At 70.6% G+C, this 19389-nt stretch carries 15 protein-coding genes; 5 read left to right on the forward strand and 10 right to left on the reverse strand.

Going from position 1 to position 19389, the window contains the following annotated elements; genetic code table 11:
* Positions 1–28: 28 nt before the first annotated feature.
* From Q6348_RS14080 to Q6348_RS14100, 5 genes are all read right to left on the reverse strand, one after another.
* Positions 29–3229: a DEAD/DEAH box helicase gene (locus Q6348_RS14080; protein ID WP_304602030.1), complete on the reverse strand. Its 3201-nt coding sequence runs from the start codon at positions 3227–3229 to the stop codon at positions 29–31.
* On the reverse strand, positions 3226–5064 hold the full coding sequence (locus Q6348_RS14085; RefSeq protein WP_304602031.1) for a phospholipase D family protein: 1839 nt from the start codon (positions 5062–5064) through the stop codon (positions 3226–3228). Before Q6348_RS14085 ends, Q6348_RS14080 begins: the two co-directional genes overlap by 4 nt.
* Positions 5051–6271 (reverse strand): DUF6361 family protein, encoded by a 1221-nt coding sequence (locus tag Q6348_RS14090; protein WP_304602032.1) that lies wholly within the window; start codon positions 6269–6271, stop codon positions 5051–5053. Before Q6348_RS14090 ends, Q6348_RS14085 begins: the two co-directional genes overlap by 14 nt.
* A gap of 70 nt (positions 6272–6341) precedes the next feature.
* Entirely contained in the window at positions 6342–7697 is a 1356-nt protein-coding gene (locus Q6348_RS14095; protein ID WP_304602033.1) for an MGMT family protein, read from the reverse strand.
* 161 nt (positions 7698–7858) lie between these two features.
* The gene (locus Q6348_RS14100) at positions 7859–8164 is read right to left on the reverse strand and encodes a hypothetical protein (protein WP_304602034.1); all 306 of its coding nucleotides are present in this window, start codon (positions 8162–8164) and stop codon (positions 7859–7861) included.
* A 144-nt stretch (positions 8165–8308) separates the two neighbouring features.
* On the opposite strand from Q6348_RS14100, the gene Q6348_RS14105 reads away from it, so the two are divergent.
* Entirely contained in the window at positions 8309–8602 is a 294-nt protein-coding gene (locus Q6348_RS14105; RefSeq protein WP_304602035.1) for a hypothetical protein, read from the forward strand.
* 178 nt (positions 8603–8780) lie between these two features.
* On the opposite strand, the gene Q6348_RS14110 is transcribed toward Q6348_RS14105, so the two are convergent.
* Together Q6348_RS14110 and Q6348_RS14115 are read right to left on the reverse strand one after the other, a co-directional pair.
* Complete coding sequence (locus Q6348_RS14110; RefSeq protein WP_304602036.1) at positions 8781–10370, reverse strand: methyl-accepting chemotaxis protein; 1590 nt, start codon at positions 10368–10370, stop codon at positions 8781–8783.
* 255 nt (positions 10371–10625) lie between these two features.
* Positions 10626–11015 carry a PAS domain-containing protein gene (locus tag Q6348_RS14115; protein WP_304602037.1) on the reverse strand — a complete coding sequence of 130 codons (390 nt, stop codon included), beginning with the start codon at positions 11013–11015 and terminating at the stop codon, positions 10626–10628.
* Between the two features lie 222 nt (positions 11016–11237).
* Here Q6348_RS14115 and Q6348_RS14120 point away from each other — a divergent pair, with 222 nt between their 5' ends.
* Positions 11238–13817 (forward strand): putative bifunctional diguanylate cyclase/phosphodiesterase, encoded by a 2580-nt coding sequence (locus tag Q6348_RS14120; RefSeq protein ID WP_304602038.1) that lies wholly within the window; start codon positions 11238–11240, stop codon positions 13815–13817.
* Between the two features lie 30 nt (positions 13818–13847).
* Here the strand turns inward: Q6348_RS14120 and Q6348_RS14125 are convergent, their stop codons facing one another.
* On the reverse strand, positions 13848–15038 hold the full coding sequence (locus Q6348_RS14125) for a RimK family alpha-L-glutamate ligase (protein ID WP_304602039.1): 1191 nt from the start codon (positions 15036–15038) through the stop codon (positions 13848–13850).
* 24 nt (positions 15039–15062) lie between these two features.
* Here Q6348_RS14125 and Q6348_RS14130 point away from each other — a divergent pair, with 24 nt between their 5' ends.
* Positions 15063–15566 carry an ATP-dependent zinc protease family protein gene (locus Q6348_RS14130; RefSeq protein ID WP_304602040.1) on the forward strand — a complete coding sequence of 168 codons (504 nt, stop codon included), beginning with the start codon at positions 15063–15065 and terminating at the stop codon, positions 15564–15566.
* A complete protein-coding gene (locus tag Q6348_RS14135) occupies positions 15567–16541 on the forward strand; it encodes a succinylglutamate desuccinylase/aspartoacylase family protein (RefSeq protein WP_434062064.1) in 975 nt (324 codons plus the stop codon).
* Positions 16542–16597: 56 nt separating this feature from the next.
* Here the strand turns inward: Q6348_RS14135 and Q6348_RS14140 are convergent, their stop codons facing one another.
* The gene (locus tag Q6348_RS14140) at positions 16598–17224 is read right to left on the reverse strand and encodes a T3SS (YopN, CesT) and YbjN peptide-binding chaperone 1 (RefSeq protein ID WP_304602041.1); all 627 of its coding nucleotides are present in this window, start codon (positions 17222–17224) and stop codon (positions 16598–16600) included.
* A complete protein-coding gene (locus tag Q6348_RS14145; RefSeq protein ID WP_304602042.1) occupies positions 17221–18642 on the reverse strand; it encodes an ADP-ribosylglycohydrolase family protein in 1422 nt (473 codons plus the stop codon). The genes Q6348_RS14140 and Q6348_RS14145 overlap by 4 nt, the downstream gene beginning before the upstream one ends.
* A gap of 89 nt (positions 18643–18731) precedes the next feature.
* Between Q6348_RS14145 and Q6348_RS14150 the strand changes: the two genes are divergently transcribed.
* Positions 18732–19370 carry an NUDIX hydrolase gene (locus Q6348_RS14150; protein WP_304602043.1) on the forward strand — a complete coding sequence of 213 codons (639 nt, stop codon included), beginning with the start codon at positions 18732–18734 and terminating at the stop codon, positions 19368–19370.
* Positions 19371–19389: the final 19 nt, after the last annotated feature.

Raw genomic sequence — 19389 nt, forward strand, 5'->3', positions numbered from 1 at the left:
TGCCCCCTGTCGTTGGTGCTTCGTCACACTACAACCCGGCCTCGCCCGTCGATGGTGACGCGGGCTTCTCCGGCCCTCGTGTGCCGCTCCGGGGCCCGAGGTCCATCCGCATCCACTCGAGATCCGCACCATCTCCGACGTACCGGATCAGGTCGTCCTGGCGTGGCTGCCCGATGACCAGGCGGTACGCGCCGACCGTCCTCTGCAGCCGGTGGTATCGCGCGACTTCGCTGCTCAACGGCATCGCCGGCACGTACCGCTCGATCGCCGCCGGCCCGGCGTACACCCATGAGGGAACGATGTCGCTCGCGCCCTCCTCGCGGCCTTCGGCCGCTGCGAGGAACATTGCGAACCAGGGGTCGTCGACGGTGGCGTGGAACGCCGCATCGGCGTGCCTCGCGGCGACGTTCTTGCGAACCGCGTGCCCCTTGTAGCGGTGCACGCGTCCTTCGCGCTGCTCGAGGTCGACGGGGTTGCCGGGCAGATTCCAGTGCACCACTGCGTGGCTGTAGGTGTGGAAGTCCAGCCCCTCCTGGCCGACCGATGTCGACGCGAGCACGAACGGCCAGAACGGTGAGTTGAAGGCGGTCTGCACGTGGGTCTCGCGCACGGCTGCCTGGTCCTCGGCCCTCGCCCGTCCGAAGCGTGCGGCGAAGTGCGAGCGCATCGTGTGGCGCTCGACCGTGAAGCCCGCGTCGTGCGGCTGGAACTCGTCGACGGCGTTGCTCGTGGTCTTCAGCCTCAGCGCTTCGCGCATCCGGCCCGCGATTCGCTCGGCCCGGAGCGGGCTGGGGGCGTCCTGGAGGCCCTCGGACTCCAGGAGCACGTGGGCGTACTCGTCGAGGGTGGCTTGGAGGCCGCCGTCGAGTGCCTGGTCCAGCACCAGCCGCCAGTAGTGCTCCTCGGCGGCTTCCTCCGCGCGGAGGATGGCCATCAACTCTGGGCGGTTGAACAGGGACCGCAGGCCACCGGCTACCACGCTTGCGTGGAGCCGGGTGCTTGGGTCGGCGAGGGCGTCATGTCCTCCGGCCACCCGGGACAGCGCGCGCAGCGCGCACACGCCCGGGCCCGCCAACGCGAGGCGTGCCAGGACATCGACGAGGTCATCGGGGCGCGGACCGAGCTCCTCAGCGCGGATGGCGCGCAACGCGGCCACGTGCTCGGCGAGCCCACGGCCCACGTCGTCTGGGTCATCGTCGTCGCCGAGGCCGAAGCCCGCTTCGAATCGCTGCTGGTCCGGGACGGCGGCGACCCGATCCAGGAGCACGGGCGCAGCCCAGTACCAGCGCCGGTCGGGGGGCCCTGCCGCGCTGGTGCTGGTCGGAAGACGATCGAGTGCTCGCGTTACCCGGTCGCGCACGGCGTCGAGAACCGCATCGCGTGGTGCGGGCAGACGCTCCGCCACGGCGCGCGCGATGGCCAGGGGGTCGCCGAGCTGAGCGAGCGTGGAGCTGGGGTAAGCGAGTGCCAGGACCGGCATCGCGCCCGGTGCACCGTCCTTCAGCCTGTACTGGAGCAACGGCGTGGTGCGTCGCGCTGAGTAGGACTCGCGTCGCGAGGCGGCCTGGTCCGTGGCGCGACGCTCAGCCTCGTAGCTGACCATCACCGAGATCGCCTTGGGGACCACCGTCCACGCGGAGAACACCAGTCGCTTGGTGTACTGCCGCAGGGCCGGATCCGTGTAGGTGCCGCTGAGCTCGACGTAGGGGAGTGAGGGTGGCAGCCACGGGAGCCGCCAGGCTCCCGGGTCGAGGGCGTCTGCGATGAGGCTGCGGAGCTTAGCGTTGCCTGGGTCCAGTGCGCGGTACCGCTCGACGTCCTCCCAGGGGAGCATGCCCTCGGCGGTCTCGAGCGCTCGCGCCACAGCAGGGTCGGACCTGTGGTCGAGCAGGTCTTCCTTCACCTTGTAGCCCTGCTGGTCCATGAGGTTGAGCAGGTACGGGGCCGACCGCCACAGCTCGAAGATGTCCGGCCTCCCCACGGCTCGGGCAACGCTGTTGAGGCCGCGCAGGGCCCGCAGCTCAGTGAGCTCGACGCCGTTGGCAGCTGCGCGGGTCTCCCGGAGCATGCCGTCACGATCGGTGCTCACCGCGAGCCGCTCGGTGCGGCACATCACTCGGCGTAGCGCCGTCTCGACTCGATCCTTAGCGGCTCGGGCCGCGTCGACCGAGCTGCCATCGACCAGGGCCGCACGCATGGTCCGCAGGTCAGCCTCGATGCCCGCGGCCGCGTCGTCGCCGGCGAGGAAGCGGACGGTTGAGACGAAGTCGCGGTAGTGGTCATCGCCTTCCGGTTCATCGGGCAGCGTGTACATCTTGAAGGGCGTCGCGGACAGCAGGAGGACCTTGGCGTCGGGGTGGTTGAAGATCGCGTGCGCGAGCTCGGCGGCGTCCGATCCTGGCGCCATGAGGTCCTTGAACCTCTGGAACTCGTCCATGATCACGAGGTCGGGTTCGAGGGCTTCGACCGAGGCGCGAGCGACCACGGACCGCAACGCACCAATGAGGGCGTAGCGCCTGCTGGAGAGCCTCCAGTGCGGGTCGCCGCGCAGGTAGTTGAACTCCTGCACGCACTTTTCGAGCTCGGTTCGCAGCGGGCCGGCGTTCGGACCCTGCGTCTTCTCAAGCTCGTCGCGGAATGCCACGACGATGTCCGCGTCGAGGCTCGAGCGGTCGAACGAGTCGAGCTGCCGGGCGAAGCTCTCGCGGCCCGAGCCACCTCGGAAGAACTTCAGCCAGCGGGTGGGGCGCACGTAGTCCCGACCGTAGGCCGCAGCGAGGAGCCAGTACAGCACCACCCTCTCGGGTGCCTTGCCGCCGCCACCCTTGACGTGGAACGAGGTTCCCGGGGTGAACGAGACGATGTTGATCCGCCGGTCGTTGAGCCGCTTGATGACCGTGGGCAGCATGGTGAGGCGGTCTGCGTGGTCGAGTTTCTGCCCGTCGACCACGTTCAGCCTGCTGAGGTTCTGGCGCGCGATCTGCTGGTTGGAGCAGATGTAGACGATGTCGATCCGCTTGGGGGTGTCCCACAGGTGGTCGACCGTGGTTGCGATGAGACCCTTGGCGACGAGTGTCTTGCCGAGGCCGACCTCGTCGGCGACGAGGAAGCGTTTGACCGCGTCGTCGTCGGTCCACAGTCGGCGGTGCACGTACTCGACTGTGGCGCGCTGGAAGTCCTTGAGCCCGCTCATCACGGCGTCGACGTCGGGCCGGTGGTCGGTCGTCATGCGCCTGCCTCCTCGGCGACGAACTCGCGGACCACGGTCCACAGCTGGTCGAACCCGTCGGGCAGCAGACCGCCCACCTCGCGCAGCTCGTCGACGATCTGGGCGATGCGGCCGATGGCGGCGCTGTCGCGGACCGCAGCGCGGATCAAGGGCTCGAAGAGGACGATGTCGTGGCTGGTCCACGGGTGGGAGTCGGTGCCGCCGAGCAGGTCCCTCGCCGCAGCGTCGGCGAACGCGATGCTGCCGCCGAGCTCGGGTTCGGCGAGCAGGAGGGCGAGGTAGCGGACGACCGCCTCGACATCGCGTAGCAGGTCCCGCAACGCACCCTGCTGCCGCTCGGGTGGGTCGCCGACCAGCTCTGCCTTGAGCACGCAGCGGCGCGTCACCCGGGCGTCGCCGGTCCCCGCCGTCGTCTCGACCGCGACGAACGGCGTCACCGCGGAGATCGCGATCTCGGGCCACGAGACCGACGCAGCGAGAGGTTGGGCATGAGCGTCGGGGCGGAGGGTGATCGGCCAGATGCGGGTCTCGCCCGGCAGATGCTCGGGCAGCGGCAGTCGTACCTCGATCGACGTGACGTCGCCGTCCACGTCGCCAACCTCGACAGTGGGATAGGCCGCGGCGAGTCTCCGGTGCAGCGTCTCGAGTGCGCGCTCGGTTTCTTCGCGTGGGTCGGCCTTCGCAGCCTCCGGCTCGGGTGTGATTTCCTCCAGGAGCGGGGCGAGGCCGTCGGTGCCTGATCCGAGCATTGCCTTCACGCCGCACAGGCCCACCGGGCCTTCGAGTCGGACAGAGAACTCCACGTTGCCGCCCCAACCCGCAGAGGTCATGTTGGCGCTGCCGGTCGCGACCTGAGCGCGGGAGCCGATGTCTGCGACCGCGACCTTGGCGTGCAGGCCTTCGGCGACCCAGGGCCCGCGGCCCGTCCCAGGGCCTACCTGCACGGTGTCGCGCTGCCCGCCGTCTGGGTCAGACGCTGCTTCGCTGTCCCCGGACTCCGTGTAGCTGCTCAGGACAGATGTGCGCCAGCCTGCCAGCGCGTCCCCACCGAGTCGGGCGAAGGTGTCCGCGCGGGAGACGAGGTGACACTCAGCCGATGCACGGCCCATCGTCGCCACCGCTGTTGCGTCGAGGAACGGGCTGATGACCAGGAGTCGATCCGCTGAGGGCGGGGTGGGGGAGTGCCCCGGTTCGCCCAGTCCGAGTGGCAGGAGCTCTGCTGAGTCGAAGGGGTGCGGCACGCCAAGTCGCGCCTGCCGCAACGAGTCGACGATCGACTCCACCTGTTCATGTCGGGCCGCCGGGAGGGTGCGCACGCAGAGGTCGGGGAGAGCGGCGATGAAGTCCGCTGCGCGCGCACCTTCGACGGTGGGCCCGTCGTCTGCTTCGTCGAGCACCAGCGCCGTGTCCCACGACCGGTCGAAGGTGAGGTTCCTGCTCAGGACCACGAGCCGGTGCCGCACGCCTTCGTCGGAGGCGAACCGGAGTGCCCACACCTTCGGGTGGAAGAGCCTGTCGTGGTCGGGTGCGACGACCTCGTGCACGCAGTCCTCGGCGAACGTGAGCACGCGCCGGTACTCGCCGGGGACGGCGATGCCCCCGGCCTGGCAGAAGACGGTGGTGCGCTCGCTGTACTGGCGCAGGGCGGCGAGGAGTGCGGCGGGGTCCGCCTTGGCGAGGCTGTCGCCGTGCTCGATGAGGGCGAACGAGATCGGCGCGAGGAGGAGCGCCATGAGGTCGAGGGAGAACGTGGTTCCGACTGCGATCTCGACGCGGTACCCGTCGGGCGGGCGTAGGGCGTCGGTGAGCAGCACGCGGGCGTCAGGAGCGAGCATCGAGCACCTCCGGGTGGAGGTCGAAGATCATCTGTTGCACCGTCGGCCAGCGGTAGTTGAGCCTTCCGAGACCTGACGCGCCGCCCCAGGCGTCGATCGCGGCCCTGTTGCCGATGCGTGCACGCGCACCCTTGAGCTGTCGTTCGCGGAACCTGATGAGCTCACGGGCCGCCCGGTCGTCGGCGACGTCGGGCGCGCGCTCGACCACCGCGCGCCACTGGTCGACGAAGGCGCGTGTCCGCTCGCTGACGCGCGGGTTGTGCCGCCGGATCACGTCCCAGAACGCGCGCTGATCCCAACCGTCGAGGACGCGCTCGGCGGCGAGCGCAGCGGACCAGGTTGCGAGCCGGTCCCGGTAGTCGTCGGCGAGGCCGGGGCGTGCCGACTGCTCGGCCAGCAGCAGGTTGTACAGCAGGGTCGCGCCGTCGACCAGGGCGCTGAACCGGCGGCCGTGTTCCACAAGTTCCGCCGCCGGCGCAGGGGCGGAGTCGATGCCTGGCACGTCCCAGACGTAGTCGACGCCCTTGGTGGGCGGGTGATCGACCAACCACGCGAACATCGTGCCGGCGGTCGAGAGCCGGATGCGGTGCGCCAGGTACTCGGTCTCGTCGGAGGTCAGCAGGAAGTCGGTCCTGATGAGGAGGTCGTCGGGTCGGGTGGGGAGCCCGGCGTCGAACCCAGAGACGTTGAAGGTGTCCCGCGCCTCGGGGTCATCGGCGGCCGGGCGCGACCTGGCTGCGGATCGCAGACCGATCGAGCGGCGCATGAAACCGTCGATGCTCTCGTCCCAGCTGCGGATCCCCCAGGTCATGAGGGTTCCCCAGTAGATCGCGCTGGGCATGCGCTGGAGGTGTTCACGTGAGCGGCTTCCGATGACGCCGGAGGACTCGGCATCGGCGAGTCCGTCGGTGCCGGCGAGAAGACTCTCGATGAGCTTGATCTCCAGGCGCCGCAGACGCGCTGCGGCGTCTGCGCTCGATCTGGCGTTCCTCACCGCTTCCTCGACGAGCCACGGGACGAACAGCGCGTACCGGAGTCTGGTGTGGACCACGGACAGGCCCGGGAAGAGCGTGTTGGCGATGGTGTCCCGGACCGTGCCGATGCCGATCTCGTCGAGCGTGCCCTCGTCCCGGAACAGCGCGATGACCTCCATCATCGTGCGGCGCTGCTGCTCGTCGGCGTCGAGCCAGCCGAAGTGGGACGTCATCGGGCGCGTCGCCCCCACGGGTATCGGCCGGATGCCCGGACCCGGAGCCCTAACGTGACGGCAGCCGTCGTCACTGGTCGACCAGCTCCTCGAGCTCAGCAGAGGTCAGCCGTTGGCGGGGGTCGGCTTGGCGGCCGTCGAAGTGGAGGCCTTCGGCCCGGAGGAGGTCGCGGGGTTCCCGGTGGTCATCTGGGTCGGTCCAGGCGAACGTCTCGCTGACTCGACCGTCGGCACCCAGCACCCGCTGCGCATTGGGGCACTCTGGGCAGCGGGCGATGTGCGTGCCGACCGGTTGTGGTGCGGTGCCGACGAGGGTTGCGAGGTCGCCGTAGGTGGTCCAACGGCCGGGCGGGATTGCCGCCATCGCAGCGTGCAGAACGCTCCAGTCGAAGCCACCACGCGACGTGACCGAGCCGGCGACCTCGGTCAGGGCGCGGCCATCGGGAAGGACCCACCAGGCAGGCCCGCGTACGGAGCGCTCGACTCCCGTCGCCTCCTGGAGCACGGTCTGGACGATCGGGGTCGGCCGTCCACGCCGGCCGTCGTATGCCCACTCCAGAGGGTCTGATCGCCGGTTGCTCCAGGTCGCGGTGCCACGGCGAGGGTCGGCGCTGATCCACTCCTCGATCTGCCGCGCGAGGTCCGGGTCGATGTCCGCGGGCCGAAGCTGGAGGACGGTGCCGTCCGGGATAACGGCTGCGTCCACGAGCCGCACGACGGTGCTCTTCTCCCTGACGCGGCGGCGGCCTGCTTCGTCCGCCCTTGCCTTCGCGCGTTGCGGGGAGACCATGAACTCCTCGACGTCGGGCACAGGGAACAGCTGGGAGACGGTCACCACCGTTTCCCCGCCCTGCGTCCGGTATGCCTGGGCTCGCTGGAGCGTGACGTCGAGGCCCATGTCGGTCAGCCAGACCACGGATGCGGTGACGACCGGCGGGAAGGCGCCGGCGACCAGCACGATGCGGGGCTTGGTGAGCAGCTCGGAGTCGAGCTCGCCGCCGACGTGGGTGGCCAGGATCTCGCGAGTCGTGTCCTCGTCGGCGGGTAGACCACGCCGCGCTCGGAATCTGGACAACTGGTCGACGAGGGTGTCCTCGGTGAAGCGGCTTGCCATCGCCGCGTACTTGATCGCCTGCATCTCGACGGTGTCTGGTGCGCGATCGCGCTTGAGCTCGGCGACCACGAGTCGGCCGTCGTCACCCAGACCGAGGACGTCGAGGCGGTCCCGTTCTCGTGTGCCCGCCCCGGACCACCAGTGGTCGAACTCGAACGTGATGATCATGACACCGGGGCCGAGGATCGACGGGTGGGCCAACACCCACTCCTGGAGGTCATCTCGCTCGCGCAGTCCGGTGTCGGCCAATGTGACGGCCTGCGCGGGCGTCGCCTCAGATCCCTGCACGGTGAATACCAGCTCGCTCGCCACGTTGCGCACCCCCGTCTGCCGATCGCTCCAGACAACCTAGCCGGGTGCTGCGACACGACCGCCGTTCGGGGGATCGAGCCTTCCGGGGCAGCTGAGGCGGTCGCGTTCATCCGCGGAGGGCAGAGTCCTCGTCGGGCCTGTAGCCGGAGGTGATGGCTTGCCTAGAGGGGTGGGCTGCCCCATGTCCACAGGTCCGCCATCACGTGGTGATCCACCAGCCACCGCCGCTCACCGTGTCGCACGATCCGCTCGCCGTGTTGCTCGAGGAGGGCTAGGACGTCCTGCCCCGGCTTCCCGCCGAGGGCAACCACGAGCGAGGGAATCTGGTCGCCGGACACCGTGAGGAAGTACTCGTACTCGCCGTCTCCCGACAGGTCCTGGCCCTCGATGACGATGGCGCCATCGCTTCGTTCGACCGCGTCCACATGCAGGTTCCCGTGGTCGTACAGGACGACTCTCTTCTCCACGTGTGCTCCTCGCTCCGACCTCACGGCCATGCCCATCGTCCCGTATGGCTCTGACAGGCCCCGGGCTGATTGCCGTTCACCCCCGTCGAGATCGGCACACCGGACGACCCGGCCCGTGTTCGAGGCTGCGGCGACAATGGGTCGGTGACAGAGCGGCTGCTGACCCCGTCGAAGATCACAGCCTGGCTGGACTGCGCCCACTACCTCACGCTGCGGGACGAGGTTGATCGTGGTGTCCGCCCGCAGCCGCCGGTCATGGTCGGCGAGATGGCTCGGATGCTGATCGACAAGGGACTCTGGCACGAGCAGGCGGTCCGGGACCGCTACCGGGCGGAGGGCCGGACCGTGCTCGAGGTGCCCGAGCGCGCGCAGGGTGAGTCGTTCACCCGGGGGACCGCGCGGGTCGCGCGCCCTTGCTCGACGGCGAGCATGACGTGATCTACCAGATGCCGTTCGTCCACCATGGGATCCGCGGTGTCGCCGACTTCCTCGAGCGGGTCACAGACCGGGACGGTAGAGCCAGCTACGAGCGGGTGTCACCAACCTCATGAGCCACGACACCTAGGGCCAGGACGGGCCGGCGCCTGTGCTGTGCCGCACCGGCCCGCCTCTGGTGCTACTCGGTGCGGAACTGTCCGACGAGGGTCTTGAGCTCGGTGGACATCTGGGCCAGTGATGCGACGGCGTCGCGACTGTCGTTGACGCCCTGGGTGGTGAGGTCGGCGGCTCCGGCCACCCCGGCGATGTTGGCCGCGATCTCGCCGGAGCCGGTGGCAGCCTCGGCGACGTTGCGCCCGATCTCCGCGGTAGTCGACGTCTGCTCCTCGACCGCAGACGCAATAGTCAGCTGGAAGGTGTTGATCGAGCCGATGATGGTGGAGATCTCGTCGATTGCGGTCACGGCCTCGGAGGTGTCGGCCTGGATGGCCTCGACCCGGCGCGCAATGTCCTCGGTGGCCCTGGCGGTCTCCTGAGCGAGGTCCTTGACCTCGCCTGCCACCACGGCGAACCCCTTGCCGGCCTCCCCGGCGCGGGCCGCCTCGATGGTGGCGTTGAGGGCGAGCAGGTTGGTCTGCTCGGCGATCGTGGTGATCATCTTCACGACGTTGCCGATCTCGCGGGAGGAGTCCCCGAGGCGGTTGACGGTGGTGGAGGTCCGCGAGGCAGCGGCGACGGCCTGGCTGGCGACGTCGGTGGCACGTGTCGCGTTCTGCGCGATCTCCTTGATCGAGGCGCCCATCTGTTCGGCGCCTGCGGCCACGGTCTGCACGTTGGTGGAGACCTGTTCGGCGGCGGCCGACACGACCCCGGCCTGGGCAGCTGTCTCCTCGGCAGTGGCGGCGATCTGGGTGGTCGTGGCGGACATCTCCTCCGCGGCGCTGGCCAGTGAGGCCGACGACTCGTCGATGGTGCCGATGGTCTGGCGCAGCCGACCCACCGCGGTGTCCAGGGCGGCGCCCATCTTCCCGACCTCGTCGCGCGTGACGAGACCCGAGGTATGGGTCAGGTCTCCCTGCTCGAGGGCCTCGCACACGACCCGCACCCGGTTCAGGCCGCCGACGATGGACCGGGCCACCAGCAGGCCGATGCCACCGGCGAGCAGCAGCCCGACCACCAGGATCAGGATCGACTCCAGCCTGCGGGACTCGTAGACCTGCTGGACCCCGTCGGCTGCTGCGCCGGCGCTGTCGAACTCGTAGCTGGTCAGGTTGTTCAGGGCGTCGTCCATGACGGTGATCGCCGATGCGGCCTGGTCGCGCGCGGCCTGCCAGGCAGCGACGTCGCCGGCGGCTCCGGCCGGGAACATGGTGGAGTCGCGGAGGCCGACGTAGTCGTTCAGACCCGACTCGAAGGCGTCGAGCAGCTGCGCCTGCTTGTCCGAGGGCTGCTCAGCCCGGTAGGTGGACAGCGCCGTGCGGGCTTCTGCCTCGGCGGCCTTGGCCTTGGTCTCGTACTGGGAGACCTGGCCCTGGCCCGTGGACAGGGCCTGGTTGGTGGTCATCAGGCGCATCTCGACGGTGGCGCGGTGCATGGTGGCGGCCAGGTCGGAGTTTCGGACGTTCTTGTCGTAGAGCGCGTGGGCGGCCGCGTTGGTCTCGCCCAGGGCGCTGATGCCGATCACGCCGATCACTGCGGCGACCACGGCCGCTATGAAGACCGCGAACAGAATGCGGGTGTTGACGCTGCGGTTGTTGAACCACCTCATTGGGGGTTGATCGTGCGTGCGCATGGCTTCGAGCCTGTCTCCTGGGGGATGGGCGAGACTCCGTCGTCTCGCGATGATGATCATGTCGGGCGGCCTTTCCCGCTATTGAGGCGTTTGGTCTCTGGAGCCGCGGGTGATCTTCGACAAGCGGGGGTGGGAGGGTCGGACCGGTGCCAGGTCGGATTGCATTTCGGCTCAGTGAAGTCGTGCGCCCTGAACGTGCGAGTGAGCTCAGGCCAGCGCGCTACGTGCGCGTCAGTCTTGGCCGCCGGCGCGGGGCGCCGGGTGGAAGGTCTCGACGGCTCCGATGACGTGCCCGGTGTGGTCGTGCAGCGGTGAGGCGGTGACCTGGACCCGGACGCGGTGACCGTCGCGGTGCTTCAGTGACACGGCAACGGTGCGGGTCTGGCCGTCGCTCATCGAGGCCAGCAGGGGGCACCGGCTCCCGCACAGCGCGACGTCGTCATCATCGACGTGGTCCAAGAAGCCGTCGCCGCACCATCGGCCGATGGCCTTGTCGGATGGGTAGCCGGTGATCTGGTGTGCGGCCGCGTTCCAGAAGGTGACGACCCTGTTTCGGTCGGTGACGTATAGGCCGTCACGCAGGGAGGCCAGGACCCGGCGGTGCGCATCGTTGCTGTCCATTGGCACCTCTCTTCAGCCCTGCACGTGCCAGCAGCATCGACGAATCCAAGGGGAACTTAAGTCAGGGGACGGGCCCTTTCACACGGCCTCGCGGTGGCAATCGCGGCCACGCCTGGCACTAAGGACCAATGTCCCTCAGTTCGCGACGTCGCGTGTCGATTCCTAGATCAACCCGGACCATTCCGCGCCGGGAAGGGAGGGGCGCCCGGGAGGTGCGTTGTGGTGGCGAGGATTCGGACCGAGGTCCTCTGGCTCGCCATGTTCGCGATCGCGACGGGCGCCGGCACGGTCCTGGCCGTCGACCCCTCCCGGCTGACGCTGTCGCACTCGGCCGTGGGCGTGGGCGCGCTGTGGCTGTCACGTCCCGGGCGCCGCGCGGCTCCGAGAGCAGCGGTGATCATGCTCGTGACCGCGGGTGTGGCACGAGCAGCTGGAGTCGGCTGGCCAATCGCGGGCGCGATAGTGGTCTCCACCATGGCTGGCGCCGGGTTCGCCGCCGCCGCGCGCCACCGCTGGGCCGCAGGATGCCGGCTCGACGGGCTCGCGGACGTCGTGTCGCTGGCGTTGGTCGCCGCCGGCGCCGGCGTGGTCGCCGGGCTCGCCGCAGCCCCGGCCATGGCTTGGCCCGCGGCGGATGGATGGCCGTTCGTGATCCTGGTCGGGGTGCGTGCGGCTCTTGGGACCTTGCTGGCTCTCGGCGTCGCGGCTGCGTGGGTGGCCCTACCGCCACCGCCCGGTGCCCGGCTGATCGTCCGCCTTGCTGCTGAAGCGATCGCGACCGGCGCAGTCCTGGCGGCACTCCTCATCGAGGAGCACTCCCTGCCGATGCTGTTCGTCGCGGTGCCGCTGACCCTGTGGATCACCGCCCGTGGGCCACTGCTGCGGATACTGAGCCACGCGGCCGTCGCAGGTGCCACGATCGTGGTCTTCACCGCCTGGGGTTTTGGACACCTGGCACGTCAGGGCTTCTACATCGGTGCGATCGGCGCCGAGTTCTACGTGCTGGTCCTCACGACGACCGGCACCGCGTTGGCCGTCCTTCGCCTGCAAGCCGAGTCCGCAGCCTTCCGCGCCGCCTCGGCTGATGACGGTTTGCGGGCCGCGCTCAGTGCCAACCCCGCTGCCCTGGTCGGCGTGCGAGTCGACGACGGGACCGCGACGATCACGGGCTCGAACAACGCGGCCCAAGCACTCCTTGGCATCAGCGGCGAGGGCCTCAAGGGCGCAAGTCTCCTCCGGCTCCTGCAGAGCCACGATCACCGCCTGCTGGTGGCCGGCCTCACCGAGGTCGCAGCCGGTACCGCGGAGGCATGGGCTGGCCACGTCTCCCTGCGCTCCGAGGCCGGTCCGGTCAAGCGCCTGGAGGTGACCGCGCGCCGCTGGCAAGACGCCTACCCGGGTCGGCTCCTGCTGAACCTGTCCGACATCACCCGGGCATGGGAGTCGCGCGAACGGCTGTCCTGGGCGGCCCTGCACGACTCGGACACCGGCCTGCCCAACCGCGCGATGCTCACCCAGCACATCGTCACGGCGATCTACGCGAGTCTGGCCACCGGCAGGCACACAGCCGCGGTCGTGATCGACGTCGACGGTTGGCGCCGGGCACAGCATCAGATCGGATGGGACGACGGCGGTCGGTTCCTCAGCGCCCTTGGCGCTCGCCTTCAAGACGCCGCACGTCCCCAGGACCTCGTGGGCCTGACCGCAGATGCGCGGTTCGTCGTGTGCTGCCCCGACGTCGCCGACCTGGACCACGCCACCGAACTGGCGAGCCACCTGCGCCGTGCGATTGCCGAGCCCATCGTGATCGCCGATCAGGTCGTGCACCTCCAGGCGCGGGCAGGCGTCGCAGTCTGCGAAGACCTGAGCGCACCCGACGAACTCCTCAGCCGCGCTCAACTCGCATCGCAGCGACTCAGCCCCGACGCCCACCCCGGCGTCTCGGCATGGACCTCCGACCTCGCCGAGGCGGCCGCCCGGGACCGTGACCTGCGTCACGACCTGAACCAGGCCGCTGAACGTGGCCAGCTGCGGCTTCACTACCAGCCGGTGATCGACATCGCGTCCGGTGCCACCGCCGCGGTCGAGGCCTTGGTCCGCTGGGATCACCCCCAGCACGGTCTGTTGGCCCCAGGGAACTGGATCGGCATTGCCGAGACGCACGGAGCCATCGTCGAGATTGGCCGCTGGGTCCTGCGTGAGGCATGCGCCCAGGTCGCCGCGTTGCGCGCCGAGGGCCACGCGCTGACCATCCAAGTCAACGTCTCGGCGCGCCAGCTGCGCGATGCCGACATCGGCGCCCAGGTCATCGAGGCGCTGACCGCGGCCGGAGCACACCCCACCTGGCTGGTGCTCGAGGTCACCGAGACCCACCTGCTCCACGTCGACGATGCGCTGATCGAAACCCTCGAGCGCCTCCGCCGGACCGGGGTTCGGATCGCCGTTGACGACTTCGGTACCGGGTTCAGCACCCTGCAGGCGGTGGCGCAGATGCCCGTCGACGAGTTGAAGATCGACCGGTCCTTCATCCAGGGCCTCGCCACGGCCCCACGATCAGCGGCCGTGGTCAGTGGTGTCATCGGAATCGCCCAAGGCATGGGCGCCACCGTCGTCGCCGAGGGCGTCGAGCACCCGGCACAAGCTCAGACCCTCCTCGAAAAGGGCTGCGCCCTCGCCCAAGGATTCCTCTGGTCCCCACCCCTACCCCAAGACGCCTTGCGCCGGTTCCTCGCCGACCGAGCCCCCACGAGTCCGGCACCACTGTCGGCCCGCCCGGTGGCAGCCGCCGCGGTTGCACGCTGAAGCTTGTCCGCTCGCCCCGATCCCCGGCCCCTACGACTCGTGAATCGGCCTCTTCGGCAGCCTGCGCACCCGACGCGACCGCCCCCGCCTGCTCGGGACCAGGTCGCGCATCTGCTCCAGGTCCCCGAAGCACAGCAGCCGGTCCCCGTCCTCCAGCACCCGCCGTCCACCCGGGTTGGGGATCACCCCCGTACCCCGGTGCAACGTCAGCACCGAGATGTCCCGCTCCGCCAGCCCCGACTCGGAGATGGGCTTGCCGACCATGGCCGAGGCGGAGTGCACGACGATCTCGGCGACGCCGTACTTGGTGGAGATGGTCAGCCGCTGGCGCACGTCGATCTCCGGGAACGCCACCTGGTTGTCGATGAAGTCGATGATGGCGCCGGCGACGTCGAGCTTGGTGGCGGTCTCCACGCCCTCCAGGCCGGGGGAGGAGTTGACCTCCATGACCAGCGGCCCGTCCTCGCCCTCCAGGATGTCGACCCCCGCGACCCGCAGGCCCATGATCTGCGCGGCGCGCACCGCGGTCTCCTCGTAGGCGCTGTCCAGGGTCACCGCCTCGACCGAGCCGCCGCGGTGCACGTTGGAGCGGAACTCGTCGCCCTGCGCGGTGCGCCGCATCGCGGCGACCACCCGGTCCCCGACGACCAGGGCGCGGATGTCGCGACCCTTGCTCTCCTTGACGAAGCTCTGGATCAGCACGTTCTGCTGGGTGCTCTGCAGGGTCTCGATGATCGCCTCGGCGACCCCTCGGTCGGGGGCGAGGATCACCCCGATGCCCTGGGTGCCCTCCAGGAGCTTGATCACCACCGGGGCGCCGCCGACCCGCTGGATGGCCGGGCGCACGTCGGCGCGCTCGCGCACGAACGTCGTGGGCGGCATGCCGATGTGGTGCCGCGCCAGGATCTGGGTGGCGCGCAGCTTGTCGCGGGAGTTGGTGATGCCGTTGGCGGTGTTCGGGGTGTAGACGTCCATCTGCTCGAACTGGCGCACGACGGCGGTGCCGAAGTAGGTGATCGAGTTGCCGATCCGCGGCAGCACCGCGTCGTACTGCGAGATCTGCCTGCCGCGGAAGAGCAGGTCCGGCTCGTCGCCCGACAGGTCGATGGCGAACCGCATCGTGTTGAGCACCTTGACGGCGTGCCCGCGGTCCAGCGCCGCGGTGCGCAGCCGCTGGGTGGAGTAGCTGCGGGGCGCGCGGGACAGGATGGCGAGCTTCACTGGGGTTCCCGGAATAATGTCGGCGTGGCAGAGCCCGCCAATTCAAACACCGCCGACGGCCCGCACGAGCCAGGCGCGGTCGCGGGGTGGCGCGAGTGGGTGCGGCTGCCGCGGGTGCCCGTGCGGTGGATCAAGGCCAAGCTCGACACCGGCGCCCGGTCCAGTGCCATCCACGCCTTCGACGTCGAGGAGCACACCGTGGACGGCGAGCCGCGCGTGAGCTTCTCCATCCACCCCTGGCAGCGCTCCGATGAGGACGCGGCGCGGCTGGACGCCCCGGTCATCGACCAGCGCCTGGTGCGCTCGTCCAACGGTGGCAGCGAGGAACGGCTGGTGGTGCCCATGGTGATCCGGCTGCTGGGGCGCGACGTCACCACCGAGATGACCCTGTCCAACCGGGACGAGATGGGGTTCCGGCTGCTCATCGGCCGCGACGCCCTGAGCCAAGGCTTCCTGGTCGACTCCGCCCGGTCCTACGTGGGCGGGCGGCCCCGTCGCGTCGTCCGCCGCAAGAACTGGGGGCGGTGAGTGGCCCGCGACTCCCTGCCGATGGGCAGCGTCCGGGTGCGGGCCGGCACGGCCGCCGAGGTCGGCCTGCTCATCACCCGGCTGGTCACCGGCGGGGACGTCACGCTGCCCGTCCGGGTGGTGCACGGCAAGCTGGACGGGCCCGTCGTGTGGCTCGACGCAGCGGTGCACGGCGACGAGGTGGTCGGCGTCGAGGTGATCCGCCAGGTGCTGCGCACCCTGCAGCCCAAGCAGCTGCGCGGCACCGTGATCGCCGTCCCGATCGTCAACGTCCTCGGCTTCATGACCGGGGACCGGTACCTGCCGGACCGGCGCGACCTGAACCGGTCCTTCCCGGGGTCGGCCCGCGGGTCGCTGGCCGCCAGGGTCGCCCACCTGTTCATGACCGAGGTGGTCAGCAAGTGCAGCGTCGGGATCGACCTGCACACCGGGGCCGACCGCCGGGCGAACCTGCCACAGATCCGCGCCGACCTCGACGACCCGGGCACCCTCGAGCTCGCCCGGGCGTTCGGCGCCCCGGTCGTCCTGCACGCCCGGCTGCGCGACGGCTCGATCCGTTCCGCGGCCGCGGAGTCCGGGGCCCGGGTCCTGCTGTATGAGGGCGGGGAGAACCTGCGGCTCGACGAGTACGCCGTCGACGCGGGTGTGCGCGGGGTGCGGCGGGTGCTCGCCGCGCTGGGCATGACCGACCCGGTGGCCGAGGACCCGCCGCCGACGCTCGAGTGCCGGGGCAGCGGCTGGGTGCGGTCCCGGCGCACCGGCATCGCCCACCTCGACGTTCAGCTCGGCCAGGAGGTCGCCGTGGGGGAGCGCCTGGGGTCGGTGTTCGACTCCTACGGCAAGACCCTGCGCACGGTGCGCGCCGACCGCGACGGCGTGGTGATCGGCCGGGCCAACGCCCCGATCGTCAACCGCGGGGACGCCCTGGTGCACATCGCGTCGCCGTCCGCGCCGGTCATCGCCGTCGACGAGTAGAACTCACACGTCCACGAGGCCGCCTCCGCCGCAGACTCGGACTCGTGGCCCGCATGTCAGGCAACCGTCGCCCCCAAGCGCAGGGCGAGGTCGTCGCGGGTCTCATCCATCGTTTCCATGAATACGGTCAGCATCGCGGTCAGGACCGCTGGTGCGAACGGTGCGCCCGGGAGCGTGAGCTGTTGCCAGACGGCACGGTCGCGCAGTACCCAGCGGACCCAGGTCCGGTCGCGGTTGAGCAGGCCGATCTCCACCGCGGCCTGGCGGCGGGAGTACACGTCGTGGGCGATGCGGGCGAAGATCTCGACGGCCGGCTGGTCATGGCGCGCACGGACCCAGACGGGCTGGCTCAAGTGGGTCAGGGCGATGTCCCCGTCGTCGTCAATGGTCGGGTCGGTGCCCGTCTGCTCGCGGACGACGTCGTGCACGAGCCTCGCGAGCGCGTCCCGGTCGGCAGGCATGATCGCCAGCGGTGGCTCCGGTTCGGGCGACGGAGGGTTGGCGACGTCGGCGGGCACCTCGTCGCACAGGCGGTCGCCCGGCCGGCCCGTCTGAACCGGGAACCCGGCCAGGTCGGACTCGAGCTCCTGCCATGTCGCGGTGCGGCGCGGGCGGGGGACCGCAGCCTGCGACCTCTCGTCGTGGGTCTGGCCCATGGTCGTCTCCCTCGGGTCGTCGTTCATGCCTGGTCCCACAGGTGCCCGAAGGCCCGCACGGTCGGGCCGATGGCCGCGGCGACCCCAGCGCGGGCCTGGTCGCGGTCGATGCCGAGCAGCCGGGCGTAGCGGATGGCCACGGTGGGGGTGCGCTGCTCGGCGTGGGCGCAGTGCACGAAGACGGTGTGCCCGTCGGCGCGCAGGGCGGCGATCGCGTGGGCGGTGTCGTCCAGGACGAAGTCGAGGTTCGGGTTGGCCTCGGGGTCCTCGGAGTCCATCAGCCACACGTCCACCTGCCGCGACGGGTCGACCGTGCCCTGCGCGCGACCGCGCCGGCACAGGCTGACCACGGCGTCCCAGCCGTCGTCGAGGGCGGCCTGGTTGCCGAGGATCACGCCGTCGTCGAACGGGTGGGGCACCCGAATCGGGCGGGCGGGGTAGTCGACCCGGCCGGTCGAGGGCCAGCCACGCTCGTCGTCCCGCCCACCCCGGGCGGTGAGGATGCCGAGCCGGGTCAGGTCGGTTGCGCGCAGCCCGGGCCAGCCGTGGATGGTGCGGCGCCAGGCGGCCGGGACTGCGCTGCCGCCCCACCGTGCGCCGAGCAGGGCGCCGGCGATCGCGGCGACGGTGTCGGTGTCGTGGCCGGCGTGGACCGCGGCCTGCAGCGCGTCGGTCAGGTGCTCGCACGGGTGGGTGCGGGTCGGGTCGTCCAGGGTCGAGGTGATCGCGGCCCAGGCGGCCTGCAGTGCGCGGGGCGAGTGCCCGTTGTGGGGGATCGAGGCGGGGTCGGCCCCCGCCGCGTCCTCGATCCACGCCGCCCAGCGCGTGCGCCGCACGGCGGGGATCAGGTCCAGGCCGCCCGCGAGCTCGAAGCGACCCTCGCGGCCGGCCACCCGCACGGCTTCGGACCACAGCACCGCCGAGTCGGCGGCTTCTGGGTCGCCGTGGGTCAGGGACGCGATGGCGCGGGCAGCCTCCGCCGTCGCAACGCGGTCGGTGAGGTTGGCCAGGCCGACTATCCCGGTGCGCATGAGCGCACCGTTGCCGCCGCCACGGCCCTGCGCGCGGTAGAGGTCGCGGGCGAGAGCGGTGAGGCGCCCTGCGCAACCCGGACCGGGTTCCACCTGCGAGAGGACCTGCCGGGTGTGGATCCCGACGTCCGTGGCGCCCTGCCGGTACCAGGCGAGGAACCCGTCGGCGATGGCGTCCAGTGCGGCGGGCGAACGAAGGTCGGCGCCGGTCGCGGCGATCTGGGCGATGACGACGGCCATCTGTGTGTCGTCGGAGTATTCGCCGGGTTCGTACGGCCCGTAGCCGCCGCCGAGCATCCGGGCGGGGCCGGCGACCGTCGACTGCCCCTCGTAGGGGACGCCTAGCGCGTCGCCCGCCGCCTGCGCCATCAGCACACCGGCCGCCCGGTCGAGCGTCACCGAGGTCCTCGTCATCTCGACTCCCGTCTTTAGATCGGTTATGCGCTAATCGAGACGGTAGCAGGGAGGTCTGAGTTAGCGCAAGAGTGCGCTATTCTCTCGGCGTGGTGTACCGCGACAGCTCGGGCCGAACGCTCGCCGACTACCCCCGCCCCTCGGTGGCCGTCGACACCGCCGTGCTGACCGTCACTCCCGACGGCGTGCTCGCCGTGGTGCTGGTCCGCAGTGGAGATCCGGCTGGGTGGCGCGTGCCGGGTACGTTCCTGCACCCGGGGGAGCGCCTGGCCGACGCCGTTCGGCGGTCCCTGGCGCAGAAGGCCGGGATCACGGGTCTGGAGCCGGCGCAGCTGCACGTCTTCGATGCCCCGGAGCGCGACGACCGCGGCTGGGTGCTCTCGGTCGCCCACCTGGCCACCGTCCGGTATGAGGAGCTGCGCCTCGATGCCGGGATCGCCCGCCTCGAGGACATCTCAGCGGTAGGAGAGCTGCGCTACGACCACAGCGCGATCATCGAGTTCGCCGTCGCCGAGCTCCGCGCTCGGTACGCCTCGGCGCCCGACCCGGCAGGGCTGCTGCCGGAACCCTTCACGATCCTCGAGCTGCGCCGACTGCACGAGGCCGTCGCCGGAGAGTGGCTCCAGCGCGACACCTTCCGCCGCGCGATGCTGCCCGGCCTCGTCGCCACGGGCGAGCTGCAGCGCGGGCAGCGCGGGAAGCCGGCGGAGCTGTTCCGGAGGACGTGAGGTGTCGGCGTACGACGGT

The sequence above is a fragment of the Actinotalea lenta genome, assembly GCF_030586465.1.
Taxonomy (GTDB): Bacteria; Actinomycetota; Actinomycetes; order Actinomycetales; family Cellulomonadaceae; genus Actinotalea; species Actinotalea lenta.

Coding starts and splice junctions, on each gene's coding strand:
- Q6348_RS14080 (WP_304602030.1), bottom strand. CDS start 3,229: ATGACGACCGACCACCGGCCCGACGTCGACGCCGTGATGAGCGGGCTC.
- Q6348_RS14085 (WP_304602031.1), bottom strand. CDS start 5,064: ATGCTCGCTCCTGACGCCCGCGTGCTGCTCACCGACGCCCTACGCCCG.
- Q6348_RS14090 (WP_304602032.1), bottom strand. CDS start 6,271: ATGACGTCCCACTTCGGCTGGCTCGACGCCGACGAGCAGCAGCGCCGC.
- Q6348_RS14110 (WP_304602036.1), bottom strand. CDS start 10,370: ATGAGGTGGTTCAACAACCGCAGCGTCAACACCCGCATTCTGTTCGCG.
- Q6348_RS14115 (WP_304602037.1), bottom strand. CDS start 11,015: ATGGACAGCAACGATGCGCACCGCCGGGTCCTGGCCTCCCTGCGTGAC.
- Q6348_RS14140 (WP_304602041.1), bottom strand. CDS start 17,224: ATGAACGACGACCCGAGGGAGACGACCATGGGCCAGACCCACGACGAG.
- Q6348_RS14145 (WP_304602042.1), bottom strand. CDS start 18,642: ATGACGAGGACCTCGGTGACGCTCGACCGGGCGGCCGGTGTGCTGATG.